The sequence below is a fragment of the Kineosporia sp. NBRC 101731 genome (genome assembly GCF_030269305.1).
GTDB lineage: Bacteria > Actinomycetota > Actinomycetes > Actinomycetales > Kineosporiaceae > Kineosporia.
This window is the reverse complement of record NZ_BSTC01000012.1, coordinates 74,253-88,977: the sequence shown is the minus strand read 5'-3', so window position 1 is coordinate 88,977 and position 14,725 is coordinate 74,253. Positions and strand designations below refer to the sequence as shown.

General features: G+C 69.9%; 15 protein-coding genes. 9 read left to right on the top strand and 6 right to left on the bottom strand.

Going from position 1 to position 14,725, the window contains the following annotated elements:
* Positions 1 to 26 precede the first annotated feature (26 nt).
* The 7 genes from QSK05_RS27445 (at position 27) to QSK05_RS27415 (ending at position 6,203) form a co-directional block, all read left to right on the top strand.
* Positions 27 to 623, top strand: a complete 597-nt coding sequence (locus QSK05_RS27445; protein ID WP_285600241.1) for a TetR/AcrR family transcriptional regulator — start codon at positions 27 to 29, stop codon at positions 621 to 623.
* 89 nt (positions 624 to 712) lie between these two features.
* Positions 713 to 1,456 (top strand): glucose 1-dehydrogenase, encoded by a 744-nt coding sequence (locus tag QSK05_RS27440; protein WP_285600240.1) that lies wholly within the window; start codon positions 713 to 715, stop codon positions 1,454 to 1,456.
* 66 nt (positions 1,457 to 1,522) lie between these two features.
* Positions 1,523 to 2,263 carry an ABC transporter ATP-binding protein gene (locus QSK05_RS27435; RefSeq protein ID WP_285600239.1) on the top strand — a complete coding sequence of 247 codons (741 nt, stop codon included), beginning with the start codon at positions 1,523 to 1,525 and terminating at the stop codon, positions 2,261 to 2,263.
* Complete coding sequence (locus tag QSK05_RS27430; RefSeq protein ID WP_285600238.1) at positions 2,260 to 2,973, top strand: ABC transporter ATP-binding protein; 714 nt, start codon at positions 2,260 to 2,262, stop codon at positions 2,971 to 2,973. The genes QSK05_RS27435 and QSK05_RS27430 overlap by 4 nt, the downstream gene beginning before the upstream one ends.
* 10 nt (positions 2,974 to 2,983) lie before the next feature.
* Positions 2,984 to 3,856 (top strand): branched-chain amino acid ABC transporter permease, encoded by an 873-nt coding sequence (locus tag QSK05_RS27425; RefSeq protein ID WP_285600237.1) that lies wholly within the window; start codon positions 2,984 to 2,986, stop codon positions 3,854 to 3,856.
* Entirely contained in the window at positions 3,853 to 4,896 is a 1,044-nt protein-coding gene (locus QSK05_RS27420; RefSeq protein ID WP_285600236.1) for a branched-chain amino acid ABC transporter permease, read from the top strand. Before QSK05_RS27425 ends, QSK05_RS27420 begins: the two co-directional genes overlap by 4 nt.
* A gap of 5 nt (positions 4,897 to 4,901) precedes the next feature.
* Positions 4,902 to 6,203, top strand: a complete 1,302-nt coding sequence (locus QSK05_RS27415; protein ID WP_285600235.1) for an ABC transporter substrate-binding protein — start codon at positions 4,902 to 4,904, stop codon at positions 6,201 to 6,203.
* Here the strand turns inward: QSK05_RS27415 and QSK05_RS27410 are convergent.
* The 5 genes from QSK05_RS27410 to QSK05_RS27390 form a co-directional block, all read right to left on the bottom strand.
* On the bottom strand, positions 6,175 to 7,797 hold the full coding sequence (locus tag QSK05_RS27410) for a long-chain-fatty-acid--CoA ligase (protein WP_285600234.1): 1,623 nt from the start codon (positions 7,795 to 7,797) through the stop codon (positions 6,175 to 6,177). The two genes, QSK05_RS27415 and QSK05_RS27410, sit on opposite strands and share 29 nt — an antisense overlap.
* 44 nt (positions 7,798 to 7,841) lie before the next feature.
* Positions 7,842 to 9,056, bottom strand: coding sequence for an acyl-CoA dehydrogenase family protein (locus tag QSK05_RS27405; protein WP_285600233.1), 1,215 nt, complete (start codon positions 9,054 to 9,056; stop codon positions 7,842 to 7,844).
* Positions 9,020 to 10,108, bottom strand: coding sequence for a phosphotransferase family protein (locus QSK05_RS27400; RefSeq protein WP_285600232.1), 1,089 nt, complete (start codon positions 10,106 to 10,108; stop codon positions 9,020 to 9,022). The genes QSK05_RS27405 and QSK05_RS27400 overlap by 37 nt, the downstream gene beginning before the upstream one ends.
* 199 nt (positions 10,109 to 10,307) lie before the next feature.
* Entirely contained in the window at positions 10,308 to 10,733 is a 426-nt protein-coding gene (locus QSK05_RS27395; RefSeq protein ID WP_285600231.1) for an acyl-CoA thioesterase, read from the bottom strand.
* Positions 10,734 to 10,737: 4 nt separating this feature from the next.
* Positions 10,738 to 11,412: a QsdR family transcriptional regulator gene (locus tag QSK05_RS27390; protein ID WP_285600230.1), complete on the bottom strand. Its 675-nt coding sequence runs from the start codon at positions 11,410 to 11,412 to the stop codon at positions 10,738 to 10,740.
* A gap of 88 nt (positions 11,413 to 11,500) precedes the next feature.
* On the opposite strand from QSK05_RS27390, the gene QSK05_RS27385 reads away from it, so the two are divergent.
* Complete coding sequence (locus QSK05_RS27385) at positions 11,501 to 12,727, top strand: acyl-CoA dehydrogenase family protein (protein ID WP_285600229.1); 1,227 nt, start codon at positions 11,501 to 11,503, stop codon at positions 12,725 to 12,727.
* A gap of 6 nt (positions 12,728 to 12,733) precedes the next feature.
* Here the strand turns inward: QSK05_RS27385 and lexA are convergent, their stop codons facing one another.
* A complete protein-coding gene (gene lexA, locus QSK05_RS27380; RefSeq protein WP_352302881.1) occupies positions 12,734 to 13,363 on the bottom strand; it encodes a transcriptional repressor LexA in 630 nt (209 codons plus the stop codon).
* A 106-nt stretch (positions 13,364 to 13,469) separates the two neighbouring features.
* Between lexA and QSK05_RS27375 the strand changes: the two genes are divergently transcribed.
* A complete protein-coding gene (locus QSK05_RS27375) occupies positions 13,470 to 14,723 on the top strand; it encodes a cytochrome P450 family protein (RefSeq protein WP_285600227.1) in 1,254 nt (417 codons plus the stop codon).
* Positions 14,724 to 14,725 lie beyond the last annotated feature (2 nt).

Sequence of the window (14,725 nt, the reverse complement as noted above, 5' to 3'; positions counted from 1 at the left end):
GCGCACGGATGAAGGACGATGTCGGCATGAGGCAGACGAGTGTTGCGGACGACGTGATGAGGGCGGCCCTGGAGCTGTTCGCCGGCCAGGGGTATGCCAACACGTCGGTGCAACAGGTGGTCGAGGCCGCCGGTGTCACCAAAGGCGCGCTCTACCACTACTTCCAGTCCAAGGACGACCTGCTCTTCGCGATCTACGAGCGGATCCTGTCGGTGCAGACCGAGCACCTGCACGCCATCGTGGAGAAGAAGCTGGGGGTCGGCCAGACCCTGCGCGAGGTCTGTGTGGACGTGGTCGAGACCTCGGTCGACTTCCTGCTGGAGGGCACGGTCTTCTTCCGCAGCCAGCACATGCTCTCGGCCCCCCGCCAGCAGGAGGTCACCCGCCGGCGCCGGGCCTATCACGACGTCTTCACCGGCCTTCTGGCGCAGGGACAGACAGAAGGCCTGTACCGCAAGGACATTCCTGTCACCGTGATGGCAGCCCACTTCTTCTCCGACCTGCACTACCTCTCCTCCTGGTACTCCCCGGCCGGCCCGGAGGACAAGACCACCCTGGCCCACCAGCTCACCGACATGTTCCTCGTGTCGATCTGCGCGTCGAACCAGACCGCCGAAACCTGATCCCCCGACCCTCAGGAGTAGCCCGTGTGTGATCTCGCCCAGCCCCGGACCCAGACCCTGGAAGGCAGCGCACGAACGGGGGACGGCCGATGAGCCCGGGCGGGCAGGAGCTGGCCGGGCGGGTGGCGCTGGTCAGTGGGGGAGCGCGGGGCCTGGGCGCCGCCTACGTGCGTGCCCTGCACGGGCGGGGCGCGAGCGTCGTGATCGGCGACGTGCTGGACGAGCAGGGCCGCGCCCTGGCGCACGATCTCGGCGAACGGGCGCACTTCGCGCACCTGGATGTGACGAGCGAGTCGGACTGGGCTGAGATCGCCAAGGTGGCAGCGGGTCTCGGCGGGGTCCAGGTGCTGGTGAACAACGCGGGCATCGCCAACGCCGGGCGGATCGAGAAGTACGACCCGGCCCAGTGGCACGCGGTGATCGCCGTCAACCTGACCGGTGTCTACCTGGGCGTGCGGGCTGTGGTCGGGATGATGAAAGACGCCGGTGGCGGCTCGATCATCAACATCTCCTCGGTGCAGGGCATGCGGGGAGGGGCGTCGCTGCACGGGTACACCGCCTCCAAGTGGGGCGTGCGCGGGCTGACCAAGTCGCTCGCGGTCGAGCTGGGCCAGGACGGGATCCGGGTGAACTCGGTGCACCCGGGTTTCGTCGAGACCGACATGACGCAGCGTCTGGACGCCCATCGGCAGGTCATCCCGCTGGGGCGCATCGCCCAGCCGGAGGATCTGGTCGGCGCGGTGCTGTTCCTGGCGGGGGACTCCTCGGCCTATGTCACGGGTACGGAACTGGTGGTCGACGGGGGGATGATCGCCGGGGTTCCGTACAGATAGGACAAACACATACCGTCCGGTCGGTTTAGGTCGTATGGTGGCGATACCCGACTCAATGAGGTGTCGATGGCCACACATGGTGCGGCGACGGAAAGACCCGTTCCCCGGTTGCGCGTGCGGGGTCTCGGAGTGCGGTTCGGCGGCCTGGACGCCCTGGTCGACGTGGGCCTGGAGGTCGGCGACGGTGAGGTCGTCGGCCTCATCGGCCCCAACGGGGCCGGCAAGACCACCCTGTTCAACGCCGTGTGCGCCCTGGTCCGGCCGGGCACCGGCACGATCGAGACGTCCGGGGTACCGGCCCCCGGGCGCCCCGACCGTCTGGCCGCCGCGGGCATCGCCCGCACCCTGCAGGGCCTGGGCGTCCTGCCCGGGCTCAGCGTGCTGGAGAACGTCCTGGTCTCGGTGCTGGACCGGCCCGACCGGGGCGGCCGAGCCCGGGTCGCCCTGGAACGCGTCGGCCTGAGCGACCGGGCCGGCGAACCGGTCGGTGCCCTGCCCTATCCGGAACAGAAACGCGTGGCCCTGGCCCGCGCCCTGGCCACCGGCCCGAGCCTGCTCCTGCTGGACGAGCCGGCCGGCGGCCTGGGCCCGGCCGACGTGCTCGACCTGACCGCCACGATCCGCGAGGTGGCGGCCGGCGGGTGCGCGGTGCTGCTGGTCGAGCACCACGTCGACTTCGTGATGGGCGTGTGCGACCGGGTCGTCGTGCTGGACTTCGGCCGGGTGATCGCCACCGGCCGCCCCGACGAGGTGCGCCGCGACCCGGCGGTCGAGGAGGCCTACCTGGGCCTGGCGGTGGAACGATGACCGCAGCCCTCGAGATCCGCAGCCTCACCGTCGGTTACGGGGCCGAACCGGTGCTGCGCGAGCTCAGTCTCCAGGTGCCCGACGGCCAGGTGGTCACCCTGCTCGGCGCCAACGGGGCGGGCAAGACGACCTTGCTGCGCGCGGTCTCCGGCCTTCTGCCCACCACCGGAGCGGTGCTCCTGCGCGGGCAGGACATCAGCGACGTGCCGCCCGAACAACGTGTGCGGCGCGGCCTGGCCCACGTGCCCGAGGGACGCGGCGTCATCGCCGAACTCACCGTCGAGGAGAACCTGCGCCTGGGCGGCCTGTGGCGCCACGGACGCACCGCCCTGCGCGAGCGCACCGACGCCGAGTACCAGCGGTTCGAGCCCCTGGCCCGCCGACGTAAAGCCCTGGGACATCAACTCTCCGGCGGTGAACGGCAGATGCTGGCCCTGGCCCGCGCCCTGGTTGCCGCCCCCGACGTGCTGCTGCTCGACGAACCCTCGCTCGGCCTCGCCCCGCAGGTCGTGCACTCGATCATGCAGACACTGCGCGACCTGTGCGACAGCACCGGCCTGACCGTCCTGCTGGCCGAACAGAACGCTGCCGGTGCCCTGTCCATCGCCGACCGTGGCGTCGTCCTGCATCTGGGGGAGGTCCGCTCCGACGGGCCGGCTGAGCAGATCGCCCAGGACGAGGCCCTCAGACACGCCTATCTCGGATATTGAGGGGGTATTGATGGATCGTTTCGTCTTTCTTCTCACCACCGGAATCGCGGACGGCGTCGTGTTCGCCCTCTTCGCCCTCTCCCTGGTCCTGATCTGGCGCTCCACCCGGATCATCAACTTCGCCGCCGCGGCCATGGCCGTGGCCGCCTGCTATCTCGCCCTCGCGGTGACCGACCTGACCGGCAGCTACTGGGCCGGCCTGATCGTCGCGGTCCTGGTCGGCGGTACCCTCGGCTGGGCCGTGGAGCGAGGGATCATGCGCGCCGCCCGCGACCCGCTCTCCGGGGTGATCCTGGCGATCGGCACCGTCATGGTGCTCCAGGCCCTCACCGGCATCCTCGCCGGACCCCAGTCCCGGCCCACCCCGGTGCCGTTCGGCGACCGCCCGGTGATCGTCGGCGGGGTGGCGACCCTGTCCCCGTACGACCTGTTCGTGATCGCCGTCGCGGTCACCCTCACCGCCGGGCTGCATACCTTGTTCGCCCGCACCTCGCTGGGCCTGCAGATGCGCGCGGCCGCCTTCGCCCCCGAGATGTCCCGCCTGCTCGGTGTTCCCGTCGCCCGGATGCGCACGATCGGCTGGATCCTGGCCGCCGCCGTCGGGGCGCTGGCGGTGCTGCTGGCCGTGCCGGGCGAACTGGGCCTGGATCCGCACGCCGGGGACTCGCTGTTCGTCAGCGCTTTCGCGGTCGCGGTGATCGGTGGTCTGGACTCCGCCCAGGGCGCGGTGATCGGCGGCCTGCTGGTGGGCGTCCTCATCAGCCTGGTGACCGGCTACCTCGGTGCGGCGGTGGCCCCGCTGGGCGTGCTGGCCCTGCTGGCCCTGGTGCTGCTGGTGCGCCCGGCCGGTCTGTTCGCCGGGGTGGAGGCGAGGCGCGTATGAACCAGAACCCTCGCCGCATCGTCCTTCTCACCATGGTCGGCCTGATCGCGGCGATTGCCGGAACGTTCCTGCTCGACCCGTACCGCAACTACCTGCTGGCCCTGGTGGCCGCCCACCTGTGTGCCATCGCCGGGCTGAGCCTGCTGATCGGTCGCACCGGGCAGCTCTCGCTGGGGCACGCGGCGCTGATGGCCGCCGGGGGCTACGGGTACGTGGCCGGGGTGAAGGTGGGTGACGGTGTCGTACCGGGCGGCCTGCAGCCGGTTCTGGGCCTGGTCGTGGCGGTGGTCACCGCCTCGGTCATCGGTCTGGTGCTGGGGCTGGCGGGGGCCCGCCTGCACGGCCCGTACCTGGCCGGGCTCACCCTGGCCGTGGTGCTGGCCCTGCCCGCGCTGACCGCCCAGATCCCGGCGCTGGGCGGAGACCAAGGGCTGATGGTGCCCTTCCGCTCGGTGCCGCAGGCCCTGTCGTCCCTGATCGCCCTGGAACAGTGGCAGGCCTGGATAGCGCTCACCGTGGTCGCCGTCGTCCTGGGAGTGCTGGCCACGGTGGACGCGGGTGCGCCCGGGATCCGGATGCGGGCGGTCCGGGACGACGAGGTGGCCGCCGCCCTGGCCGGTATCCGCCCCGGGCGCATCAAGGTCCAGGCGTTCGTGTTGTCCGCCGCCGCGGCCGGAGCCGGCGGTGGGGTGCTGTGTTTCGTCGACTCCGGGGTCCGGCCCGGCGGGTACGGCGTGACGCTGTCCCTGCTGCTGGTGGTCGGGGTGGTCGTCGGCGGCACCGGCCGGCTGGCCGGGGCGGCGATCGGCGCCGCGCTCGTGGTGCTGCTGCCCTGGCTGATCGGGCTGGGCACGTCCGCGGTCGACCTGCCGGCCGAGGCGGCCCAGCGCCTGGACGGCAATCTCGCCGTGCTGGTGTTCGGTCTGCTCCTGATCGGTCTCACCGTTCTGGCCCCCACCGGTGCCCTCGGGCTCCTGACCCGGGCCGGGGCGTCCCGCAAGAGATCCGCACCATCCATCTCGCCCCTGTCGAAGGACTGACAATGATGTCGCGTTCACGGCCCGCAATTCGTCGTCCGGCCACGGTGTTCATCGCCGCGGCCCTGATCGGTGCCACTGCCCTGTCCGCCTGCAGCACGCCGGAGAAGTCCGGGTCGTCGGGGGAGGCGAAGGACGTCCCGGGCATCACCAAGACCTCCGTCAAGATCGGCACCCACACCCCGCTCACCGGCCCGGCCTCGGCCGGGTACGCGCCGATCTCGAAGGCCGCCGCGGCCTACTTCGCCTACCTGAACGCCAAGGGAGGGGTGAACGGCCGCAAGATCGACTACGTGGTCAAGGACGACGGGTACAACCCGGCCACGACCTCTACGGTGGTGCGCGAACTGGTCCAGCAGGACAAGGTCTTCGCGATCGTCAACGGCCTGGGCACCCCGACCCACGCGGCCGTGGTGGACTACCTGAACCAGCAGAAGGTGCCCGACCTCTTCGTCGCCTCGGGTGCCAGTCTCTGGAACCAGCCCGAGAAGTCGCCCCAGACCTTCGGGTTCAACCTGGATTACGTGCGGGAGGGCAAGATCCTCGCGCACTACCTGCAGGAGAAGAACCCGGACGCCAAATTCTGCGTGCTACGCCAGGACGACGACTTCGGCAAGGACCTGACCACGGGCATCACACAGGTGCTGGGTAAGGTCACGGCCGAGCAGAAGTACGCGGTGTCGAACGAGTCGCTGACCGCCCAGATCGGTGCGCTCCAGCAGGCCGGCTGCACCGTGAACCTGCTGGGCACGGTAACTCCCTTCACTGCGCTGGCGCTGGGGACCGCGGCCAAGATGGGCTACCGCGCGCAGTGGGCGGCCTCCTCCTCCGGTGGTGACTACCCCTCGCTGGTGGGATATCTGGGGGAGGACGTCGGCCCGAAGCTGCTGGAGGGCCTGGTCGCGGCGAACTATCTGCCGTTCAACGCCGACGACGACTGGGTCAAGCTGTTCCAGCAGATCAACACCGAGTACAACGCCGACGCGCCGTTCACCGGCAACACGATCTACGGCATGTCGATGGCCTACACCTTCGCCGAGGCTCTCAGCCAGGCGGGCGAGAACCCCACCCGTGAGGGCATCATCGAGGCCCTGCAGTCGGGCTCGGTGAAGTCGAACGGGATCACCCCGGCGGCGTTCTCCGCCACCAACCACGAGCCGTTCGGCGGGGCCGGGATCACCGTGGTGAGCAAGGGCGTTCAGGCCTACCTGGACGGGCAGGTGTTCACGACCGACGCGCAGGCCGGCCCGGTCGAGGCGTACACCGGGCCGGCCGTGGCTCTCACGGGCGAGGGGATCCCGGGGAAGTAGTACCGGAGGCGCTCCCGGCCGGTGCGTGCTCGGCGACCAGCTCACGCTTGAGCAGCTTGCCACTCGCACCGGTCGGCAGCGTCTGACGCACGTGCACGATCCGGGGGTACTTGTAGGCGGCGATCCGCTCCCGGGTGAAGGTCAGGACGTCGTCCCCGGACAGCGACTGCCCGGGGGCGGCCACCACCGCCGCGTGGACCTCCTGCCCGTGCACCGGGTCGGGCACCCCGAACACCGCGACCTGGGCGACTGCCGGGTGCCGCATGATCACGTCCTCGACCTCGCGCGGGTACACGTTGTACCCGTTGCGCACGATCATGTCCTTCTTGCGGTCGACGATGGTGATCACGCCGTCCTCGTCCTTGGTGCCCAGGTCGCCGGTGCGGAACCAGCCGTCCACGACCACCGAGGCGGTCGCCCCGGGATTGCCCAGGTAGCCCTTGAACAGGTTGTGACCCCGGACCACCAGCTCACCGAGCTGACCGGCGTCCATAAACGTGATCTCCCCCTCGAGCCCCGGGTCGGCGACCTCGACGTCGACGCCCCACAGAGCCCGCCCGACCGTTCCGGGCCGGGTCGGTTCACCGACGTAGTTGAACGACACCGTCGGCGAGGTCTCGGTGAGCCCGTAACCCTCGTGAACCGAAGCGCCGAAAGCCTTCTCGAAGGCCTCCAGCAGCGGAACGGGCAAGGCGGCACCACCGGACACGGCGTACCGCAGGGGAGGCGTCTGGCTGCTGCGGGCCGCTGCCTGCACCACCCCCAGGAACATCGTGGGCACCGCGGTGAAGATCGTCGCGCCGTGGCGCACCATCAGGGCCAGAGCCTCGTCCGGGTCGAACCGGGGCAGCAGGAGAACGGTGGCGCCCCGCCGGAATCCGATGTTCAGCACCGAGGACTGGCCGAAGGTGTGGAAGAACGGCAGACCGCCGAAGATCACGTCGTCGGGCTGGACGTCGCCGCTGTCGATGAGCGCGACGTGCACCTGCTCGACCAGGGCCAGATGACTGGAGACCGCCCCCTTGGGGCGTCCCGTCGTGCCACTGGTGTACAGAATCGTCGCGGGCGCCAGGGGATTGACCGAGGCGTAGTTGCGGATCGGGGTGCTGGCGCGGGCCTCGTCCTCCAGGCGGGCCACGGGCGTCCCGTCGGGAGCCAGGACCGTCACCACCGCGACCCCGGCCGCGGCGGCCGCCGGCAGTCCCTCACCGAGCGCCGGGGCGGCCAGGACCAGCAGGGACGCCCCGCTGTCGCGCAGCACGTGCTCGATCTCCTCGGCCTTGAACAGCAGGTGCACCGGCACGACGACGGCGCCGAGGGAGAGCACCGCGTAGTAGACGCGGGCGAAGTCCGGCACGTTGGGCACCAGCATCGCCACGCGGGTGCCCGGCCCGACCCCGCGATCGGCCAAGGCCCCGGCGTAGGCGCGGGTCTGGTCCCACAGCGGTCCGTAGGCGATGGAATGGTCCCCGATGATCAGGGCGGTGCGATCGGGGGTGCGGCGGGCGGTCTCGGCCAGGATGGCGGCCACCGAGAGGGTGCCGTGGCCGGGGCCGGTCAGGGCTTGGTCGTGCTGGTCGTTGTCGAGGGTCATCGGTGCTTCCCTTTCTCGTCCTTGAGCGGGTACCGGATGCTGGTCTAAAGGGTTGAAGGGCGGCGGAACTCGGCCCGGCCGAGGGAGGACAGGTGCACCTCGTCGGGCCCGTCGGCCAGGCGCAGCGTGCGGATGCCGGCCCACAGACCGGCCAGCGGCGTGTCCTGCGAGACGCCGGCCGCACCGAAGATCTGGATCACCCGGTCGAGGATCTCCTGCACGGCGCGGGGGACAGCGATCTTGATGGCCTGGATCTCGGTCATCGCGGCCTTGTTGCCGACGGTGTCCATCAGCCAGGCGGTCTTGAGCACCAGCAGGCGCAGCGCCTCGATCTGGATCCGGGCCCCGGCCACCCATTCGCGCACCACACCCTGTTCGGACAGGGTCCGGCCGAACGCCGAGCGATCCGTGGCCCGTTCCCGGGCCAGGTCGAGGGCGCGCTCGGCGGTCCCGAGCGAGCGCATGCAGTGGTGGATGCGGCCGGGGCCGAGCCGGGCCTGGGCGATCGCGAAACCCTCGCCGGGCCCACCCAGGATCGCGTCCGCGGGCACCCGGACCTCGTCGAAGGCGATCTCGGCGTGGCCGCCGTGTTCGCGGTCGTCGTAGCCGAAAACAGTGAGCGGACGGACGATGTGCACGCCTTCGGTCTCCCGGGGCACCAGGATCATGCTCTGCTGGCGATGGCGCGCTGCGTCCGGGTCGGTGACGCCCATGACGATCAGCAGGCGGGCGTCGGGGCTCATCGCTCCGGTCGACCACCACTTGCGGCCGGTGATGACCCAGTCGTCGCCGTCGCGGCGGATCCGGGTGCCGATCTGGGTGGCGTCGGAGGAGGCCACCCCGGGTTCGGTCATGCAGAAGGACGAGCGGATCTGCGCCTCCAGCAACGGGTTCAGCCATCGTTCCTGCTGGGCCGGGGTACCGAACTCGGCCAGGAGCTCCATGTTGCCGGTGTCGGGGGCGGCACAGTTCATCGCCACCGGGGCCAGCTGGGGAGAGTACCCGGTCAGTTCGGCGATCGGCGCGTACTGCAGCTGGCTGAGCCCGGCACCGTGCTCGCCGGGCAGGAACAGGTTCCACAGCCCGGCCTCGCGGGCCCGGACCTGCAGGTCGTGGATCACCGGGGGCCGCCCCCACCGGCCGGGGTCGGCGGCGAGCTGTTTCTCCAGTTCCGGCTCGGCGGGGCGGACCTGATCGGCGATGAAGGCCCGGGCCCGGTCGGTCAGGTCCCGGGTGCTGGGGTCGGGTGCGAAATCCACGGATTCTCCTCGGCTCTCGACAGTTGGTTCAGCCCGTGCACGGCCAGGGGAACAGCGAGGTCACCGACCGTTTCGAACCCGGTGCCCACCGTGCCCCCGGCCTGGTAGCGGAAGTACACGCCCTCGAGGATCACGGCCAGCTTGTAGGCGGCGAAGGCGCGGTACCAGGACAGGTGTTCCACCCGCGTCCCGAGCACCTCGCAGTAGGTGTCGAGCAGTTCCGGGAACGAGGGGTAGCCGGCCGCCGGGTCGACGGCGCTCACGGCCGTGCCCGGGCTGATGGAATGGATCTCCCAGTAGAGCCCGAGCAGCCCGACGTCGACCGCGGTGTCACCGAGGGAAGACAGCTCCCAGTCGAGGATCGCGCTGATCGAGGTGCCGTCCACCAGGGCGTTGTCGAGCCGGAAGTCGCCGTGCACGAGGCCATTGCGTCGTGTCGTGGGCACGTTGTCGCGCAGCCGTTCCTGGAGCCGGTCGAGCTGAGGCAGCTCGCGCGAGCGCGACCCGTCGTACTGCAGTCCCCAGCGGTGCAGCTGGCGGACGAGGTAGCCGTCGGCGCGGCCGAAGTCGCCCAGGCCAATGCGGTCGGGGTCGAGGCGGTGCAGTTCGGCCAGCAGCCGGATCAGCTCGAAACTGATGTCGCGCAGCGCGGTCGGGGTGTAGGCGGTGTTCTGGTGGCGGCGGGCCAGAGCCTGGCCGGGCATGCGGGTCATCAGGTAGAAGGGCGAGTCCAGGCCGGTGGACGCGTCGGGCGTGCGTTGCAGGGCCAGGGTGGCGGGCACGGGGACGCCGGTGCCGGCCAGGGCGCTGATCACCCGATGTTCGCGGGCCATGTCGTGGGCGGTGGCCTGGACGTGGCCCAGCGGTGGGCGGCGCAGCACCAGGGGTCGGGCCGCGCCGTCGATGCCGTAGGTGACGTTGGAGCGCCCGCCGGCCATCAGGGTGGCCGACAGCGGCCCGGGCCCGGCCAGACCGGGATGCGTTCGCTGAAGCCAGCTCTCGAAGACCGGTACGTCCAGACCGGGGGTGGGCGAGTGCGGGTCGTCCGTCATCCGTGATCCTCTCGCCCGGGAACAGCCCTGAAGCCGTGGGTCGAGGTAAGCATACCGCGCAGTCGGTTTGTCGTCGGGGTTCGTCGCCCTCCACTTCTCCGTGATCATGCAAAGTGTCCCCGGAGTTGTAGAACTCTTGCCATCGCAGTTCTAGGGCATCGGGGACACTTTGCATGATCACGAATGGAGGGGTGGGGTCTTATCGGGCGAGGAGGTCCCGTTCGATCGCAGCTCGTAGGTGGGCGGGGATCGGTACGGGGCGGCGGTTTTTCGCGTCGACGAAGACATGGACGAAGCGGCCTGTCGCCGCCGGCTCGGTGTCTTCCTTGCCTGCCTGCTGGCGGTGGATGGCCAGTTCCCAGGTGACGCTGCTGGTGCCCAGGCGTCCCGCGCGCAGGCCCACGCGCATGACGTCCGGGAAGGAGATCGGGGCGCGGTACTCGCAGGCCGACGATACGCAGATGGCGATCTCCGTGCCACCACCCGGGACCAGGCCGGCTGCGATCAGCCAGGTGTTGATCGTGGTGTCCATCGCTTCGTAGTAGACGGCGTTGTTCACGTGGGCGTACTGGTCGTTGTCGTTCCAGCGGGTCGGGAAGAGGCCGTGGTGGCCGTAGTCGTTCATCGGCTCATCCACCTGACCGCATCACGAACGCGAACGCTGCCCGTACGCGTCCACTGCTGGGCATCTCCCCGGTGATCAGGTCGGCGTAGGTGTGCGACTCCGAGATCCGGACCAGCAGGTACGCGAGGTCGGCCGGGTTGATGGCCGTCCCGAACGGGTGCTCGCCCATCTCCACGCGCACCAGGTGCTCGACCACCGCGACGTAACGTCGCTGGATCTCGCTCTCGTTGGTGGTCAGCAGGCGCAGGGCGCGGGCGGGTTCACGGCGCAGGAAGGTGCGGAAGTAGTCGGCCGAGATCAGGTCTTCGGCGAACGCCGTCAGGACCGCGACGACCCGGTCGGCACCCTTCAGGTGCGCGTGTGCCTGATCGGCCTGCGACAAAGTGGGGACGGCCAGCGACCAGAGCACCTCCGACAGCAGGCTGTCGCGGTTGCCCACCCAGCGGAACAGGGAGGTGCGGTCGATGCCCAGAGTGGTTGCCAGGCGGCCCATGTCGATGCGCTGTCCGGCGACGAACGTCTCGCGGGCCAGGCGGAACGCTGCGACCGAGTCGGGGTGCTCGCCGCTGTCCAGGCGCTGCGACAGCCAGGACGGCGCGCCGGCCGTCCCGATCAGGGCCAGCGGGGTGCCGTGCGATCCGGGTGGTCCCTCGGCGAATGACGTGGCGGCCTTCGGCATAGCCAGACTCTAGACCGCGCCCCCGGTCGTGGTGCAACATTCTGCAAAGTGATGCACGGGCGCTCGGCCGATGATGATCGAGGAGACCATGACTGACACGATCCGCCATGTCCCACCGGAACCGGTTTCGCCAGAAGTTGTTCCGGAAACGCTGGAGGCCGACTTCTACGGCTTCCAGGCCGACCTGACCCCGCTGGAGCAGGAGAAGGCCGTGCAGATCCGGGCCTTCCTGGAGCGCGAGGTGCGCCCGATCGCGAACGACTACTGGGACCGCGCCGAGTTCCCGCACCAGATCATCCAGCCCATCGCCGATCTGGGTCTCTTCGGGATGCAGATCGCCGAGACGGCCCAGTTCGAGAACAGTTCCGTGTTCCGCGGCTGGGTCGCGCTGGAGATCGGGCGGGTGGACGCCTCGACGGCTACGTTCGTGGGGGTGCAGAGCGGCCTGTCGATGAACGCGATCGCCCTGGGCGGTTCACCGCAGCAGCGCGAGACGTGGCTGCCGCCGATGAGCCGCGGTGAGCTGATCGGCGCGTTCGCCCTGACCGAGCCGCTGTCGGGCTCCGACTCGGCCCGCGGCCTGCGCACCACTGCCGAGCGTCGCGGTGACACCTGGGTGCTCAACGGGGCCAAGCGATGGATCGGTAACGCGACCTTTGCGGACGTCGTGGTCGTCTGGGCGCGCGATGTCGCCGACCACCAGGTCAAGGGTTTCTTGGTGAGACGAGGCACGGCAGGCTTTACCTCGTCCAAAATTCAGGGAAAACAGGCGCTGCGCATCGTGCAGAACGCTGACATCGAACTGGTGGACGTCGAGGTCGCGGAGGCCGACCGGCTGCCGGAGATCCGTTCGTTCGATGACGTCGCGACCGTGCTGCGCCTGACCCGCGCCGGCGTCGCCTGGCAGGCGACCGGGGTGGCGATCGGGGCCTACGAGGCGGCTCTGCAGTACACCGCGCACCGGGAGCAGTTCGGAAAGTCCCTGGTGTCGTACCAGCTCGTGCAGGACCGGCTGGCCCAGTGCCTGGGCAACATCACTGCCTGCATCGCCTTGTGCATGCAGGTGTCGCGAATGGAGGACGAGGACCGCCAGAGTCACGCCCACGCGGCCCTGGCCAAGGCGTTCACCACCACCCGCATGCGGGAGGTGGTGGCCTGGTGCCGGGAACTGCTGGGCGGCAACGGGATCACGCTGGAAGGGGGAGTGGCCCGGTACTTCGCCGACGCCGAGGCGCTCTACTCGCTGGAGGGCACGCGCGACATGAGCAACCTGATCGTGGGCCGCGACATCACCGGAGTATCGGCCTTCGTATAAGCCGTCTCAGGTGCGGCGCAGCACCGAGACGACCTTGCCGAGGATGGTCGCGTGGTCACCGTCGATGTCGGCGTAGGCCGGGTTACGGGGTTCCAGGATCACGTGACCGTCCTTGCGGCGGAACACCTTGACGGTGGCCTCGTCGTCGATCAGGGCCGCGACGATCTCACCGTTGTAGGCCTCGGGCTGCTGCTTGACCACCACGATGTCACCGTCGCAGATAGCCGCCTCGATCATCGAGTCACCGCGCACCCGCAGCGCGAACAAGGTGCCTTTGCCGACCAGGTCACGGGGCAGGGAGAGCATCTCGTCGGAGAGCTCCTGGGCCAGGATCGGTGTGCCCGCGGCGATGTCGCCCAGCACCGGGACGCCGATCGTGCCGGGCTCGGAACGGGCGCGCGGCCCCTCGTCCGCCGCCAGGAACATCCGGACGTCGACCGGGCGGGTGGAGCGCCCGCGGCGCAGGAACCCCAGCTCCTCCAGCCGACGCAGGTGCCGGCTGACCGTCGAGGTGGAGGCCAGCCCGACCGCGTCGGCGATCTCCCGGGTCGAGGGGGAGTAGCCGTACCGCACCGCCGACTTCTGGATCACGGCCAGGATCTGGCGCTGCCGGTCGTTCAGTATCGACGTGTCCATGGCGTCCAGATCTTCAAGCACCAGCAAATAGTCGCAGACGCGTAGTTCCTCCTTCTCACCGGCTCGACTACGGTGTCATCGGTACAAAACCGGCATAAGGAGATCTATGAGTGCGCTGACCGACGTCGACATCGAAGCTGAGACCGAACTGCGCCGCCCGACCGCCGTGATCACGGCCGACATCAAGGCGAACGCCATCGAGGCCTTCGGTGAGCTGGCAGCCCGCGGACCCGTCTTACGCGTCACCCTCAGCAACGGCCTCGACGCCTGGGCCGTGCTCTCCTACGACGCGGCCCGCGCCGCACTGACCCACCCGGCGTTGCTGCACGACGCGACCCCGGCCGAGAAGGCGCTCGACGCCGTCGGATACACCATGCACAAGGTCGGGCAGGGCATCGCCGGCTCGATGCTGATGTCCGACCCGCCCGACCACACCCGCCTGCGCCGCCTGGTGGCCCCGACGTTCAGCCCGCGCCGCACCCAGCTGCTGGCCGACCGCGTGCACGAGATCACCGCCGACCTGCTCGACGCGATGGGCCCGGCCGGTGAGGCCGACCTGGTCGAGGCGTTCACCGCGCCCCTGCCCATCACCGTGATCTGCGAGCTGCTCGGCGTTCCGGTGCAGGAGCGGGCGGCCTTCCGGCAGTGGACGAACGACATGCTCGACCTGCCCTCGGAGAAACAGCGCACCGGCGCCGCCAGCCTCTACGGCTACCTGTCCGGCCTGGTGGATCGTAAGCAGGCTGAACCGGGCGACGACCTGCTGTCCGACCTGATCGCGCAGCACAACAACGAGGACGGGCGGCTCTCGCGCCAGGAGCTGATCGGCACCGCCGTCCTGCTCGTGGTCGCCGGGCACGACACGACCGTCAACCTGATGGGCAATGCCCTGGTGGCGCTGTTCCGCCGGCCCGACCAGGCCCAGATCCTGCGGGAGCAGCCCGAGCTGATCCCCGGCGCGGTCGAGGAGTTCCTGCGTCTGGACTCCTCCGTCGAACTGGCCACGCTGCGCTACGCGGCCGAAGACCTCGAACTGGCCGGAGTTCCCATCCGCCGAGGTGACGTGATCGCGGTCTATCTGGGCCAGGCCAACCGTGGGGCCCCGCAGAACGACGAAGGCAACCCCGACGTCCTCGATGTGACCCGGCCCAGTGCCCGCCACATCGCCTTCGGCCACGGCATTCACCACTGCCTGGGCGCGCCCCTGGCCCGGATGGAGACAACGATCGCCCTGGGCGCCCTGCTGCAGCGTTTCCCCGACCTCGAGCTGACGGCCGGCCCGGACAGCGTGCAGTGGATCCCGTCGGGCATGATGCGCGGGCCGATCTCGCTGCCCGTGCGGTTCACGCCAGTGGGATAAAG

Coding starts and splice junctions, on each gene's coding strand:
- QSK05_RS27445 (WP_285600241.1), top strand. CDS start 27: ATGAGGCAGACGAGTGTTGCGGACGACGTGATGAGGGCGGCCCTGGAG.
- QSK05_RS27440 (WP_285600240.1), top strand. CDS start 713: ATGAGCCCGGGCGGGCAGGAGCTGGCCGGGCGGGTGGCGCTGGTCAGT.
- QSK05_RS27435 (WP_285600239.1), top strand. CDS start 1,523: ATGGCCACACATGGTGCGGCGACGGAAAGACCCGTTCCCCGGTTGCGC.
- QSK05_RS27430 (WP_285600238.1), top strand. CDS start 2,260: ATGACCGCAGCCCTCGAGATCCGCAGCCTCACCGTCGGTTACGGGGCC.
- QSK05_RS27425 (WP_285600237.1), top strand. CDS start 2,984: ATGGATCGTTTCGTCTTTCTTCTCACCACCGGAATCGCGGACGGCGTC.
- QSK05_RS27420 (WP_285600236.1), top strand. CDS start 3,853: ATGAACCAGAACCCTCGCCGCATCGTCCTTCTCACCATGGTCGGCCTG.
- QSK05_RS27415 (WP_285600235.1), top strand. CDS start 4,902: ATGTCGCGTTCACGGCCCGCAATTCGTCGTCCGGCCACGGTGTTCATC.
- QSK05_RS27410 (WP_285600234.1), bottom strand. CDS start 7,797: ATGACCCTCGACAACGACCAGCACGACCAAGCCCTGACCGGCCCCGGC.
- QSK05_RS27400 (WP_285600232.1), bottom strand. CDS start 10,108: ATGACGGACGACCCGCACTCGCCCACCCCCGGTCTGGACGTACCGGTC.
- QSK05_RS27395 (WP_285600231.1), bottom strand. CDS start 10,733: ATGAACGACTACGGCCACCACGGCCTCTTCCCGACCCGCTGGAACGAC.
- QSK05_RS27390 (WP_285600230.1), bottom strand. CDS start 11,412: ATGCCGAAGGCCGCCACGTCATTCGCCGAGGGACCACCCGGATCGCAC.
- QSK05_RS27385 (WP_285600229.1), top strand. CDS start 11,501: ATGACTGACACGATCCGCCATGTCCCACCGGAACCGGTTTCGCCAGAA.
- lexA (WP_352302881.1), bottom strand. CDS start 13,363: ATGGACACGTCGATACTGAACGACCGGCAGCGCCAGATCCTGGCCGTG.
- QSK05_RS27375 (WP_285600227.1), top strand. CDS start 13,470: ATGAGTGCGCTGACCGACGTCGACATCGAAGCTGAGACCGAACTGCGC.